Source organism: Bradyrhizobium centrolobii (genome assembly GCF_001641635.1).
GTDB lineage: Bacteria > Pseudomonadota > Alphaproteobacteria > Rhizobiales > Xanthobacteraceae > Bradyrhizobium > Bradyrhizobium centrolobii.
Window position 1 is genome coordinate 129,371 of the sequence record NZ_LUUB01000062.1, and the last position, 12,752, is coordinate 142,122.

General features: G+C 64.7%; 12 protein-coding genes. 7 read left to right on the forward strand and 5 right to left on the reverse strand.

Annotation, left to right across the window (positions count from 1 at the left end; genetic code table 11):
- Positions 1-86: 86 nt before the first annotated feature.
- Positions 87-1,523 carry a pyruvate kinase gene (gene pyk, locus AYJ54_RS19725; protein ID WP_063701299.1) on the reverse strand — a complete coding sequence of 479 codons (1,437 nt, stop codon included), beginning with the start codon at positions 1,521-1,523 and terminating at the stop codon, positions 87-89.
- The gene (locus tag AYJ54_RS19730; RefSeq protein WP_063701302.1) at positions 1,520-2,116 is read right to left on the reverse strand and encodes a DUF1036 domain-containing protein; all 597 of its coding nucleotides are present in this window, start codon (positions 2,114-2,116) and stop codon (positions 1,520-1,522) included. Before AYJ54_RS19730 ends, pyk begins: the two co-directional genes overlap by 4 nt.
- A 170-nt stretch (positions 2,117-2,286) precedes the next feature.
- Here AYJ54_RS19730 and AYJ54_RS19735 point away from each other — a divergent pair, with 170 nt between their 5' ends.
- The 3 genes from AYJ54_RS19735 to AYJ54_RS19745 all read left to right on the forward strand — a co-directional run bounded on the left by AYJ54_RS19735 (position 2,287) and on the right by AYJ54_RS19745 (position 3,565).
- Positions 2,287-2,589 (forward strand): DUF1244 domain-containing protein, encoded by a 303-nt coding sequence (locus AYJ54_RS19735; protein ID WP_063701305.1) that lies wholly within the window; start codon positions 2,287-2,289, stop codon positions 2,587-2,589.
- Positions 2,590-2,807: 218 nt separating this feature from the next.
- Positions 2,808-3,080, forward strand: a complete 273-nt coding sequence (locus tag AYJ54_RS19740) for a DUF2312 domain-containing protein (protein ID WP_063701307.1) — start codon at positions 2,808-2,810, stop codon at positions 3,078-3,080.
- Between the two features lie 65 nt (positions 3,081-3,145).
- Positions 3,146-3,565, forward strand: coding sequence for a DUF1801 domain-containing protein (locus tag AYJ54_RS19745; RefSeq protein ID WP_063701480.1), 420 nt, complete (start codon positions 3,146-3,148; stop codon positions 3,563-3,565).
- 59 nt (positions 3,566-3,624) lie between these two features.
- On the opposite strand, the gene mepK is transcribed toward AYJ54_RS19745, so the two are convergent.
- The 3 genes from mepK to AYJ54_RS19760 form a co-directional block, all read right to left on the reverse strand.
- Positions 3,625-5,244: a peptidoglycan L,D-endopeptidase MepK gene (gene mepK / locus AYJ54_RS19750; protein WP_063701310.1), complete on the reverse strand. Its 1,620-nt coding sequence runs from the start codon at positions 5,242-5,244 to the stop codon at positions 3,625-3,627.
- Positions 5,245-5,517: 273 nt separating this feature from the next.
- A complete protein-coding gene (locus AYJ54_RS19755; protein WP_063701312.1) occupies positions 5,518-7,749 on the reverse strand; it encodes a L,D-transpeptidase family protein in 2,232 nt (743 codons plus the stop codon).
- 348 nt (positions 7,750-8,097) lie between these two features.
- Positions 8,098-9,606: a sigma-54-dependent transcriptional regulator gene (locus AYJ54_RS19760; RefSeq protein WP_063701315.1), complete on the reverse strand. Its 1,509-nt coding sequence runs from the start codon at positions 9,604-9,606 to the stop codon at positions 8,098-8,100.
- Between the two features lie 124 nt (positions 9,607-9,730).
- On the opposite strand from AYJ54_RS19760, the gene AYJ54_RS19765 reads away from it, so the two are divergent.
- From AYJ54_RS19765 to AYJ54_RS19780, 4 genes are all read left to right on the forward strand, one after another.
- Positions 9,731-11,641: a M3 family oligoendopeptidase gene (locus tag AYJ54_RS19765; protein WP_063701318.1), complete on the forward strand. Its 1,911-nt coding sequence runs from the start codon at positions 9,731-9,733 to the stop codon at positions 11,639-11,641.
- A gap of 111 nt (positions 11,642-11,752) precedes the next feature.
- Positions 11,753-11,977, forward strand: coding sequence for an AbrB/MazE/SpoVT family DNA-binding domain-containing protein (locus AYJ54_RS19770; RefSeq protein WP_063701321.1), 225 nt, complete (start codon positions 11,753-11,755; stop codon positions 11,975-11,977).
- A 13-nt stretch (positions 11,978-11,990) separates the two neighbouring features.
- Positions 11,991-12,386, forward strand: a complete 396-nt coding sequence (locus AYJ54_RS19775; protein WP_082905750.1) for a type II toxin-antitoxin system death-on-curing family toxin — start codon at positions 11,991-11,993, stop codon at positions 12,384-12,386.
- Positions 12,387-12,482: 96 nt separating this feature from the next.
- On the forward strand, positions 12,483-12,635 hold the full coding sequence (locus tag AYJ54_RS19780; RefSeq protein WP_008136857.1) for an aa3-type cytochrome c oxidase subunit IV: 153 nt from the start codon (positions 12,483-12,485) through the stop codon (positions 12,633-12,635).
- Positions 12,636-12,752 lie beyond the last annotated feature (117 nt).

Sequence of the window (12,752 nt, forward strand, 5' to 3'; positions counted from 1 at the left end):
AAGCCGCCGGCGCTTTCGCGATGCGCCGTAATCTCCAGATTCCGGATGCCTGCGCCTTGCGCAGGCGCTCCGGAATGACAGAAGCCTTACATATTCGCGTCGCCCTCGGGGCCGACTGAGGCGATGCGGACCATGTTGGTGGTGCCGGGGATGCCGAGCGGTACGCCGGCGACGATGATCACGCGCTGGCCGGCGCGGACAAACCCGTCGCGGAAGGCGATCGAGCCGGCGCGGCTCACCATGTCATCCTGGTCCCGCGCATCCTCCGCGACCACGCAATGCACGCCCCAGACGACCGCGAGCCGGCGTCCTGCCGTGATGTTCGGCGTGATCGCCACGATCGGCGGCTTCGGCCGCTCGCGCGCGACACGCACGGCGGTCGAGCCCGAGCTGGTCCAGCAGATCAGGGCCGGCAGGTCGAGCGTTTCGGCGATCTGCCGTGCGGCATCTGCAATGGCATCGCCAGCGGTCGCTTCGGGCGCCGGGCGCTGTGCCGCGACCACCGAAAGATAGGTCGGGTCGCGCTCGACCTCCTCGCCGATGCGGTTCATGGTCGAGACCGCCTCGACCGGGAATTTGCCGGCGGCCGATTCCGCCGAAAGCATGATGGCGTCGGCGCCTTCATAGACGGCGGTGGCGACGTCCGAGACCTCGGCGCGGGTCGGCACCGGCGCCTGGATCATCGATTCCAGCATCTGCGTTGCGATCACGACCGGTTTGCCGGCGCGGCGCGCCATGCGCGTCATCTGCTTCTGCAGGCTCGGCACGCGCTCCAGCGGCAGCTCGACGCCGAGGTCGCCGCGCGCCACCATCAGCGCGTCGGAGGCCTCGATGATGTCGGCGAGGCGGTCGATCGCCTGCGGCTTCTCGATCTTGGCCATCACCGCGGCGCGGCCGCGGATCATCTTCTTGGCCTCGATCACGTCGTCGGCGCGCTGCACGAAGGACAGCGCGATCCAGTCGACGCCGGTGGTCAGCGCCGCCTCGAGATCGGCGCGGTCCTTCTGCGTCATCGCCGAGACCGGCAGATCCGTGTCGGGCAGGCTGACGCCTTTGCGATCGGACATCCTGCCGCCGACCACGACACGGGTCACCGCGTACTCCCTGGAGGTATCCTCCGCGATCAGCCGCACCTTGCCGTCGTCGAGCAGGAGCGAATGGCCCGGCCGCAGCGCGGCCAGGATCTCCGGATGCGGGAGCTGGACGCGTGTGGCGTCACCCGGCGTCTTGTCGGAATCGAGGGTAAAGGTCTGGCCGTTCTGGAGCTGGACCGCGCCCTCGGCGAATGCGCCGAGCCTGAGCTTCGGGCCCTGGAGGTCGACCAGGATGCCGATCGGCCGGCCGTAGCTGCTTTCGACGTTGCGGATGGTCGCCACCAGCTCCCGCATCTTGTCGTGCGGGGTGTGGCTCATGTTGATGCGGAAAAGGTCGGCGCCAGCCTCGAACAGGCGGCGAATCATCGCGAGATCTGAAGAGGCGGGTCCCAGGGTCGCGAGAATCTTGATACGGCGAAGACGCCTCATGGCTTATTTCCAGGCGGGGGCGGAGCAGTTGGCGGAAGGCCAGGCGAGCCCGGGGGCGTAGCACCCGGCGGGCTATTGGGCAAACCCGGAACGCCGCCGCCCGGGCCAACCGGACCGGGCAGGCCAGGTACCCGCTGCTGCGAGGGCTGCTCGTTGGCGTCGGTGAGCTGCACCGTCCAGGCCCGCTGCTCGCCGGTATCGACCTCGAAGAAGCCGGTCCGGTCGTAGCCGCGCGCCAGACAGTCCTCGGTGCCGCGGATGGTGAATTCCTTGTCGCGCGAGCACATGAAGGCCTGGCCGGACCATTCGCCGCCGCGGTCGTAGTCGATGGCATAGATATAATAGTAGCGGGCAACCAGCGTGCCCCGCAGCAGCGTCTCGCAGGAGCGGGACGAGATGTTCCACCAGCCCTCGGTGGTCCAGCCTTCGGCGTCCTTGTAGCCCAAGGCAATACCGACCCGGCTCGCGGTGTTGTTGCACAGGCGGAAATCGGCCGATGCCGGGCTGCTCCAGAGGCACAGCAGGGCAACCACCAGCGCCGGGACCAACCGGGCGAGCAGGCCGAGGGGGGAACGGGGAGATTCGGCGATCATTGTCGCGGAAGCTATATCAGATCGTTGACGATTTCGCGTAGAGGCGCCGGAACTGCCCGGACGCCCGTCGGGCGGCCCGTTTGCGCCGCGATATGGCAAAATCTGTGACAGGACCCACCTAATCCCGTAGGGGTGCCCAACCAGCGGGGGCAGGGCCAAGGAATCCAGCTATGGCGATCGACGACAAAACCAGAACGGAGCTCGAGGCGGCCGCCTTCCGGCGCCTGGTCGAGCATCTGCGGACGCGGACCGACGTCCAGAACATCGACCTGATGAACCTCGCGGGCTTCTGCCGCAACTGCCTGTCCAACTGGCTCAAGGACGCGGCCGACGCCCAAGGCGTGCCGCTGAGCAAGGACGAGAGCCGCGAGGCCGTCTACGGCATGCCCTACGAGACCTGGAAGTCGAAGCACCAGGGCACGGCCACGCCGGAGCAGCTCGAGGCGATGAAGAAGGTTCATCCCGGGCATTGAGCCGTCCGGGCTTCAGCGCTTTGCCCCTCTCGGCCGTGCGACCTGAGTCGCGCGGAGCACAACAGCTTTCTTGATTCTCTCGCAGGAAGATGTGGGCGCGCTGTGGACGAGCGCGTTGCCGCCTTGAATGCGAGGGCCGCCAACCCTAAGGGTCAAGCAGCACGCGCGGTGAGGATGCCGGCGTCACCTCGTTTTGCCAGTTCCATTGGGAGTACAAGATGGCCACCCCCGCCGCCGTCCGCGACGACGAGCCCGCGACGAAATTTGCAAAAGACCAGCTCAAATCCATCATCGAGCGCATCGAGCGGCTGGAGGAAGAGAAGAAGGCGATCTCGGACGACATCCGCGACGTCTATGCCGAGAGCAAAGGCAACGGCTACGACGTGAAGGCGCTGCGCACCATCGTGCGCCTGCGCAAGCAGGACCCGAACGAGCGCGCCGAAGCCGAGACGATCCTCGAGACCTACATGCAGGCGCTGGGGATGCTCTGAGGCTATTACGGTCGTCCTGGCGAAAGCCAGGACGACGCCTGAATTCTGGGCCATGGAGGGCCGTGGTGACCGCGCCGCCGCTGCCGCGCGAGGTGAGCCGTGCCTTCGACGCCCTTCCGGCGCCGATCCGCAAGCGGCTTCTGCAGGTGCGCGCGCTCATCTTCGCGACCGCCGCGTCGCATGAGGAGGTCGGTCGGCTGACCGAAACCCTGAAATGGGGCGAGCCCGCCTACCTGACGGAGGAGACGGGCAGCGGCAGCACGATCCGGCTCGGCCGGGTCAACGACTCGGAGCACGCCGCCATCCTGTTCAACTGCAAGACGACGCTGATCGAGACGTTCCGCGAGCGCTTTCCGGATCAGTTCGAATATCGGCAGACCAGGGCGCTGTTGTTGCCCGCCTCGGGCGCGCTGGCGAAGCGGCCGCTGTCCGTCTGCCCATCGTTGGCGTTGACGTATCATCTGGATCAGCGGTGGAAGCGCTAGCGAAGCTAAGCGCCGCAAAGTCCGGGCTAAGAGCTGAATTCCTAGAGATTACGATAAGTTCAGCGCAGCGCGGCGGTGTGCATCAGGAACGACGTCATCTCGAGCTTCGTGCTCGCACTGCCCGAAAAACTGTCGCAGGACATGCCCTGCATCGGATCGTCGGTGAAGCCCATCGCGATCACGGCCTGCGGCTTGACGAAATAGGCGCGCATCGCGGCCATGTCGATCTCGCCCATCAGCGTGACCGACATCGCCCGGCTCGCGCTCGGCGACAGCATCACGATCTTGAGCCAGATGCTCTCGCCCTTGGCTGCAGACAGCCGGGCCGAGGTCGCGATTGCGCCGTCGGTGCTCTTGGCGCCGGTGCTCTTGGCGACCACCGTGTTGATCTCGGTGGCCTGTGCGAGGCTGCGCGAGGCCGGGCGGCCCGTCCGCGGGATCGGCGCCGAGGCGGCGATAACTTTGGCCCGGTCAACCGGGGAGGCGGCAGCCGGCGCATAGGCCAGCGCCTCATAGGCGGAGGACGAGACGCTCGCGGTCGGCTGCGGATCAGTGGCGGCGGCGAGTGCCTGACGCGCCTTCAGCGCTGCGATCTGGGCCGGCGTCGCCTGCTGCGGTGTCGCCGGCGTATCCCAGAAGCCGCGGGCATTGATGATGTCGGCCGGCGTCTCCGGCTTGGCGTCAGCCGGCTTGTCGGCGACGGGCGCAGGCTTCGGCTTCGCCGGCGCAACGAGCTGCGCATCGGCCGAGGCGAGCTGGAGCGCGGCGGCAACTTGCGGCTTGGCGCGCGGCGTCGGCACCGGATCGGCCGGCTTCGCTGCGGCTGCGACCACGGTCGGGGCTGCCGGCTTCTCGCTCGCGGCGGGCGCGCCCTCGTCATCCTCCTCGCTGGTCGAAACCGACTTGCCCTTGAACAGGGCTGCGAAGAAATTCGGCTTGCTCACGGCGTCATCGCCGGTGCCACGCCGCTCGATGTCGGCCCTGGCGAGCTCATAGCCCTTCAGTGGCACGCCATCGGTCGGCAGATGCACCGTGCGGCCGTCCGGGAAAACCTTGGCGAGCTGGTCATGCGTCATGCGCGGCCAGTGCCGGATGCTGCCGGTGTCGAGATGCACGAAGGGCGAGCCGGAAGTCGGGTAGAAGCCGACGCCGCCGCGCTGGAGGCGCAGGCCGGCAAACCGGATCTGCTCCAGCGGCACGCCCGGAATGTAGAAGTCCATCGCATGTCCCAGCATGTGCTGGCTGAAGCGCGCGACGCCCGAGGAGCGGCGGCGGAGCATGGCGTTGGTGGCGGGGGAACGGTAGGAGGAGATGATCTGGATCGGCTGCTTGGCGTCGACGTCGCGATACACTTCCCAGAGGATGTCGAAGAGGTGACGGTCCATGACCGTCTCGTCCTGGGTGCGCCAGTCGCGCAGGAAGTGATTGAGCTGTTTCAGCGCAGCTTCGTCGTAGCGCCCGTCGCGCTTGAAGGTGACGCTGAGATCCTCGCCGGAATGAGTGTGGTGGAAGGAGAGCGTGCGGGTCTCGTTTGACGCGGTCGCATCATGAACCACACCCGCAGCGGCAAGCAGCACCAGCGCAGCGAGGCCGATCCTGGATCCGACCTTCACTCCCGCATGGGACAACGACACCGCAGAAATTTTGCGTGCGAAACCAGTCAGCACGTACGAGCCCACCCAGTCGACCAGCGTTCAAAATGGACTCTCCCGCCAACCCCGCTAGCGCGCGAAAGAGGATGAACGCTTTCTTAAAGCAAGAAGGTTAATTCGAGGTTTACCTTCCCGCCCCCAAACCAAGTCAGAATACGAACCTAAACGGTTGAGTGTGGCGAAAAAACGCCCGCTGCCCGGCCCCGGGTGCGGGAATGGTTAACGTTAAGCGAACCTATCGGAGGGATGGGATCGCTGATTTGTTGAAGAATTTCAGGAGACAATAGGCCGAGGACGGCCTCAGCGGGTAAACACCCGCTGCGGCCGACGACCGATCGGAGCCGGCGGCGGGGTCGGCGCTCCGAACAGCCGCTCGAAGAACGAGGGGCCGGACGAGTTGAAGCCACCGCCGAAGCCGCCGCCATTGTTGGCGACCGCCACGCCGCTCGGCAGCGTCGTCGCCGGGCGCGAATAGCTCGGCTGGGAATGGGCGACGACGTTCTCGAGATCCTTGCCGCGGTTGTTCTTCAGAATGTTGATCATGGTGGCGTCGCGGCCATAGACGTCCCTGCGGAATTGCAGTTTGCCGCCATCGTCCACGAACGCGGTCTGGTAGGTGATGTTGACCGGGATCGGGGTCGGGAATTTCAGGTCGACCTCGCTCGAGCCGTACATGCTGCGGATCCGCTCCGGCGTGTAGTGCTCGTTCGGCATCGTGATGTTGAGCAACACGGAGGCGTACTGATCCGGATTCTGCACGCGCATGCAGCCATGGCTGAAGGCGCGGTCTTCCTTGGCAAACAGGTACTTGTCCGGCGTGTCGTGCTGATAGACCAGGAACTTGTTCGGGAAGTTGAAGCGGATGCGGCCGAGCGCATTGGCTTCACCCGGCGGCTGCGAAATGTGCACGGAGCCGTCGCGGTTCTGCTCGAGGCGCAGGCCCATGCGCTGAAGCACGGTCGGATCCTGCTGAAGCGCGGGCAGATACTCGTTGTAGACGATCGACGGCGGCACGTTCCAGGTCGGGTTGACCGTGATGTACTTCATCGTCTCGCTGAGCAGCGGCGTCGCATGCGTGCCCGGCTTGCCGGTGACGACGCGCGTGGTCCAGAGCTGCCGGCCGCGCTGCATCACCTTCAGCGTATAGTCGGGAATGTTGAGGATGACATAGGCATCGCCCAGCGAAGGAACGCCGAGGTCGCGCGGCAGCCAGCGCCAGCGCTCCATGTTCACCAGCACCGTGTCGATCTGCTTGTCGCGCTTCGGGCTGTTCAGCGCCTTGACCGTCCGGTCGTCGAGGATACCGGTCGCCTTGATGTCGGCGCCGTCCTGGAATTTCCGCACCGCTTCGGCAACCGTGGCGTCATAGCGGGTGTCGCTGGCGTTCTCGGTGATGCCGAGCTTGGCGCGGAGCTGCGGCACGCGCGGATCTTCCACCACGACCTCAGCCTGCTTCTTGCCGCGGGCAGGGGTGTATTTCAGCGCGGGGCCGTCGGCGATCTCGATCACAGGGCCGTCGCCCTGGCCGCGGAGCTGCGCGAGCTTCGCCTTCAAATCCTTGTAGGGCTTCTGCGGCGGGTTGTAGCTGTCGAGCGCCGCGGACGCGTCGGCCGCGGTCGTGACCTTGGTCAGCACCTCGTTCGGATCGGTCGGGTGTTCGGGATAGAGGATGTCCGCGCTGACCTGCGACCAGTGCATCCGGCCGCTCTGCGCCTGGCGCGCATAGTCAAGCATGCTGGCGGTGAGCTTCAGCTCGGCCTCGGCCAGCGCATCGGGCGTCGTGGCAGCAGCGAAATCCGGCACCGGGTAATCGGCGGGATTGAGGCCGTCGGAGGCCGCATTCTTCAGCCGCGCGATGACGCCCTTGCCCGCAGCGATCAGGCTGCCGCCTTGCGTCCAGACCGGCGCGAACTCACGCGCGCCATAAAATTTCTCGACGGCGGCGCGCTCGTTCTTGCGATCGAAGTAGCGCGTGCTCTTGGCGCCGATCATGTCCTTGAGCTTGTCGGCGACCGGCTGGTCCGCGGCCGGAACGTTGCTCGCGGCCTTCACCGGCTCGGCGGCCGGCTCCTTGGCGACGTCCTTCGGCGGTTCGGCCGGGGCTGCAGCGGCGGCGGCCGGAGCAGTGTCAGCCTTGGCTGGCTCGGTCGCAGCGGGTTCGGTCTTGGCAGGTTCAGTCTTGGCCGTCTCGCTCTTCGGCGTGTCGGCTGCGGGCGTCGTGGCGACGTCGGAAGGCTTGGTCTCGACCTTGTCAGGTGCCGGGACAGCTTCGGCCTTCACAGGCTCCTTGGCAGCGTCCTTGGCCGGGTCCGGCACAGCGGCCGTGGTGTCGAGCTTGATATCGGCGGCGGTCGGGGGCGGGACATTTGCGGGTTCGGGGCGCGGGATCGCGGCCTCGATCGCAAGTTCTGCGGCGCTGCTGCGCGCCTGGTCCTGCGCCAGCGCCGCAGTGGCCGACACCGTGAGGAAGGTCGCCGCGACCGTCATCAGCACCCGGTCAAAGCCTCGACGGTGGTTCGTACAGTCAAGCATTGTGTCACACCCCTCGGGTGAACTGTCCCTCGTGGAACAGCTTCGTTATCGTCTTGATGAGCTTCGGCTAACCGTGCCGGCCTCTCGAAAGCTGCACGCCTGCACGCAACGATTCATACGCAGACGGTATACAGGCCCCGTTTCTGCAGCCAGCGCTACCCGGGACAACTCACGACAAACTGACTTCAAGGGAGCCTCTTGGCAACGGATTGTGCGCTTTTGCCACTCGCATTTCCCTTTGTCTGTCACTTCCAAGTCACGGTTCACGCCGCAGTCGAATTCTTTCGTAAACCGAAGGCCTTGCGGCGGCTTCGGATTATCAGGCAAGCCGCCGTTCACGCGTGCTGTTCAGTGCGTCTCCTCACCGCTTTTGCCGCCATGTCCGGGCACGCCGGCTTCGTCGATTTTGCGGTAGAGCGTGGAGCGGCCGATTTTGAGGCGACGGGCAACCTCCGACATCTGCCCGCGATAGTGCGAGATCGCGAAACGGATGATCTCGTTCTCCAGGTCCTCCAGCGGTCGCACGTCGCCGGTCGCGGTCAGCATGGCCAGTGTTCCCGCCAGCGGCAGAGGCGCGATCGGTATTTCATTACCCGAGACCAGCGAGGGCGCCGCGATCGGCTCGAGCATCAGCGGCGCGGTCGGAATGTCGGTTGCGGGATCGGTTGCGGGATGTGGATGCGAGGTGAGCAGCGGGAAATCGCCGGGACCGAGCTGGTCGCCGTCGCTCATCACCACCCCGCGGTAGACCGCGTTCTCAAGCTGGCGGATGTTGCCGGGCCAGTCGAGCTGCGACAGATGTGCCACTGCCTCGCCGCTGATACCGGTAATGGCGCGATTCTCCTCGGCGGCAAACCGCGCCAGGAAGTGCCGAAGCAGATGCGGGATGTCCTCGCGCCGCGCGCGCAAGGCGGGGATCGTCAGCGGCAGCACATGCAGGCGATAGAACAGGTCCTCACGGAAGTGGCCCTGCTTCACCCGCTCCAGGAGCTTGCGGTTGGTCGCGGAGATGATGCGGACGTCGACCTTGACGGGCTTGCGGCCACCGACCGCCTCCACTGCGCCTTCCTGGAGCGCGCGTAGCAGCTTGACCTGTGCGGTCAGCGGCAGCTCGCTGACCTCGTCCAGAAACAGCGTGCCGCCATGGGCCTCGACGAACTTGCCCATATGCCGTTCGGTCGCGCCGGTGAAGGCGCCCTTCTCGTGGCCGAACAGGATCGACTCGACGAGATTGTCGGGGATCGCGCCGCAATTGACCGCGACGAAAGGCTTGGCCTTGCGTTCGCCGCTGCCATGGATGGCGCGCGCGAACATCTCCTTGCCGACGCCGGACTCGCCTTCGATCAGCACGGGAATCGCGGAATTGGCCGCCTTCTGCGCGGCACGCATCACCGGCGTCATCGCCTCGGCGCGTGTGATGATGTCGGAGAACGTCAGCCGGCCTTCGCGGCTGTGGCGGATGCGCTGCAATTCGCCCTTGAGCGCGGAAGTGTTGAGCGCGTTGCGCAAGGAGACCTGAAGCCGCTCCATGCCGACGGGCTTGACCACGAAATCGGCCGCGCCCGCGCGCATCGCCGAGATCACGTTGTCGATGCCGCCATGGGCTGTCTGCACGATCACGGGCACGCTGAGACCTGCCTCGCGGATTTTCGCCAGCACGCCCATGCCGTCGAGGCCGGGCATCACGAGATCGAGGATAACGGCGTCAATGGCCGGTGCATCGGGTGCGGTGAGCGCGGCAATCGCGGCATCGCCGGAGTCCACGACGATCGTTTCATAGCCGCATTTCTGCACCATGTTCTCGACCAGACGGCGCGCCACGGCGTCGTCGTCGGCGATCAAAATACTGGCAGCCATGGTGTTCCCCGCACGCTACAACTATCTGTCTCGAATCGGGTCACTCTGGCCGAAGCCGATTAACGCACTCTTAAACCTTGATGCCCCCGCTCGTTGCGATCGTTGAACACAGGTTTCCAGCACAATGACTTCGCGCTCCAAGTCTACTCTTAGCAAGTCTGCTCTTAGCAAGTCCGCTCTCAGCACGTCCGCTCTCCGCAAGCCGAACACCAAAAAAGCCGTTGCCAAAGCAAAGTCCTCCGGCAAGTCTGCAAGCAAGACCGGCAAGCTTCCCGAGTGGAACCTCACCGATCTCTATTCCGGGATCGATGCGCCGGAAGTGGCGCGCGATCTCGAAAAGATGGATGCCGATTGCGTCGCGTTCGAGACGGACTACAAGGGCAAGCTCGCCACAGGGACAGCAAACGAAGATGGCGGAAAATGGCTCGCCGAGGCCGTGCGACGCTATGAGGCGATCGACGATCTCGCCGGGCGTCTTGGCTCCTACGCCGGCCTCGTCCACGCCGGCGACAGCGTTGATCCCAAGATTTCAAAGTTTTACGGCGACGTCTCCGAACGGCTGACGGCGGCGTCCACGCATCTTTTGTTTTTCGCGCTCGAGCTCAACCGGATCGATGACGATCTTTTGACCAGCGCGATGCAGGCATCGGAGCTCGCGCATTATCGTCCCTGGATCGAGGACCTGCGCAAGGAGAAGCCGTATCAGCTCGAGGACAAGCTCGAGCAGCTGTTCCTGGAAAAGGCGCAGACCGGCTACTCCGCCTGGAACAGGCTGTTCGACCAGACCATCTCGGGCCTGCGCTTCAAGGTCGGGTCCAAGGAGCTCGCGATCGAGCCGACGCTGAACCTGTTGCAGGACCGCGATGGCGCCAAGCGCAAGACCGCGGCGGAAGCGCTGGCAAAAACCTTCAAGGCCAATGAGCGCACTTTTGCGCTGATCACCAATACGCTCGCCAAGGACAAGGACATCTCCGATCGCTGGCGCGGCTTCAAGGACGTCGCGGATTCCCGGCATCTGAACAACCGGGTCGAGCGTGAGGTGGTGGATGCCCTGGTCGCCTCGGTGCGCGCGGCCTATCCAAAGCTGTCGCATCGCTACTACGCGCTGAAGGCGCGCTGGTTCAAGAAGAAGCGACTGGCCTATTGGGACCGCAACGCGCCGCTGCCCTTTGCCGCGACCGACACCATCGCCTGGCCTGACGCCCGCAACATGGTGCTGACCGCCTACCGCGGCTTCTCGCCGAAAATGGCCGATATCGCCGAGCGTTTCTTCAGCGACCGCTGGATCGATGCGCCGGTACGTCCGGGCAAGGCGCCGGGCGCGTTCTCGCATCCGACGACGCCGTCGGCGCATCCTTACGTGCTGATGAATTACCAGGGCAAGCCGCGGGACGTGATGACGCTCGCCCACGAACTCGGCCACGGCGTGCACCAGGTGCTGGCGGCCAGGAACGGCGCGCTGATGGCACCGACGCCGCTGACGCTGGCGGAGACCGCAAGCGTGTTCGGCGAGATGCTGACCTTCAAGCGGCTGCTCGCGCAGACCAAGAGCTCAAAGCAGCGCCAGGCGCTGCTCGCCGGCAAGGTCGAGGACATGATCAACACCGTGGTGCGCCAGATCGCGTTCTATTCGTTCGAGCGTGCCGTGCACACCGAGCGCAAGAATGGCGAGCTCACCGCGACGCGGCTCGGCGAGATCTGGCTGTCGGTGCAGGGCGAGAGCCTGGGGCCCGCGATCGAGATCAAGGCGGGGTACGAGAACTACTGGATGTACATTCCGCACTTCATCCACTCGCCGTTCTACGTCTACGCCTATGCCTTCGGCGATTGTCTCGTGAACTCGCTCTACGCCGTCTACGAGAACGCCACCGAGGGCTTTGCCGAGCGCTATCTCGAGATGCTAGCCGCCGGCGGCACCAAGCACTATTCCGAGCTGCTGCGCCCGTTCGGGCTGGACGCCAAGGACCCGAAATTCTGGGACGGCGGGCTCTCGGTCATTGCCGGCATGATCGACGAGCTGGAGTCCATGGGCTGAGGGCGAGGGTGCCTCATTTGTAGGCAGAAGGAGCGTAAAACATTTGTTGAACTGTCGCTGAAACTGCGTTATACATGTGTATAACGCAGGCGCTTCAATGACGGGACGATCGTGAAGATCGAGATCAAGAAGATCGGCAATTCTGACGGGCTGCTGCTGCCGCGCGAACTGATGCAGCGGCTCGACCTCAAGCGCGGGCAGCAACTGCACATCATGGAATTGCCCGGTGGTGGCTTCCAGGCACTGCCCTACGATCCCGATTTCGAGCGGACGATGGAAATCGCCGACGAGATCATGGACAAATATCGCGACACGCTCGCGGCGCTGGCAAAGTAGTTGGCTCACTCGCATGAGCGAGCCTCAGGAACCGCTTTGGATCACGTACGAGCAGGCTGTCGCAATTCATAGTCGGCAGCTTCGGCGTTTCGGCGGCGCGCCGGGATTGCGCGACGAAGGTATCCTGCGCTCGGCGTTGGCGCGGCCGATCAACAAATGGCGCGACGAGCAGTCGCCACTGGATGAGCTGGCCGCGGCATATGCATTCGGCCTCGCGAAAAACCCTGCTTTTGTTGATGGAAACACGCGCATCGCTTTCATCGCGACGATGGTTTTCCTGCATAAGAACAGCATGACATTCAGTCCCGATCCCGCGGAAGCTGCAATCATCATCCTCTCGCTCGCCGCCGGCGAAGTCAGTGAGCAGAGCCTCACGCGTTGGATCCGCGATAATTGGGATTCCAAATGAGCCCATTTGCGGGAAAACCGCGCCTTCGTGCCGTTGCCCTGTCCGGCTTATTGCGGTATTGCCAGCAAAGAATTCGACTTTCGACTGGGGACATCCATGGCTGACCATAGCGAAGTGGCGTACACCACCGCCGACGGCAACGACTATGTTGCGCACGAGCAAACCTATGAGGGCTTCATCAAGCTGGTGAAGTACGGCACGGCTTCGGTCGCGCTCATCGTGATCCTGATGGCGATCTTCCTCACCTGATCTGTCTTTGGCGGCTGCCTACGCCAGCGGCGGCAGCTGCCCACAATATTTGCATCCAAGCCGGTTCCAAAACCGGTATCGAACGTTGCGGGAGTAACGCTACTTTTTTGTGCGTGC

What these genes read in the sequence shown, in the direction of transcription:
- pyk (WP_063701299.1), bottom strand. Translation starts at nt 1,523, where the DNA reads ATGAGGCGTCTTCGCCGTATCAAGATTCTCGCGACCCTGGGACCCGCC.
- AYJ54_RS19730 (WP_063701302.1), bottom strand. Translation starts at nt 2,116, where the DNA reads ATGATCGCCGAATCTCCCCGTTCCCCCCTCGGCCTGCTCGCCCGGTTG.
- AYJ54_RS19735 (WP_063701305.1), top strand. Translation starts at nt 2,287, where the DNA reads ATGGCGATCGACGACAAAACCAGAACGGAGCTCGAGGCGGCCGCCTTC.
- AYJ54_RS19740 (WP_063701307.1), top strand. Translation starts at nt 2,808, where the DNA reads ATGGCCACCCCCGCCGCCGTCCGCGACGACGAGCCCGCGACGAAATTT.
- AYJ54_RS19755 (WP_063701312.1), bottom strand. Translation starts at nt 7,749, where the DNA reads ATGCTTGACTGTACGAACCACCGTCGAGGCTTTGACCGGGTGCTGATG.
- AYJ54_RS19760 (WP_063701315.1), bottom strand. Translation starts at nt 9,606, where the DNA reads ATGGCTGCCAGTATTTTGATCGCCGACGACGACGCCGTGGCGCGCCGT.
- AYJ54_RS19765 (WP_063701318.1), top strand. Translation starts at nt 9,731, where the DNA reads ATGACTTCGCGCTCCAAGTCTACTCTTAGCAAGTCTGCTCTTAGCAAG.
- AYJ54_RS19775 (WP_082905750.1), top strand. Translation starts at nt 11,991, where the DNA reads ATGAGCGAGCCTCAGGAACCGCTTTGGATCACGTACGAGCAGGCTGTC.
- AYJ54_RS19780 (WP_008136857.1), top strand. Translation starts at nt 12,483, where the DNA reads ATGGCTGACCATAGCGAAGTGGCGTACACCACCGCCGACGGCAACGAC.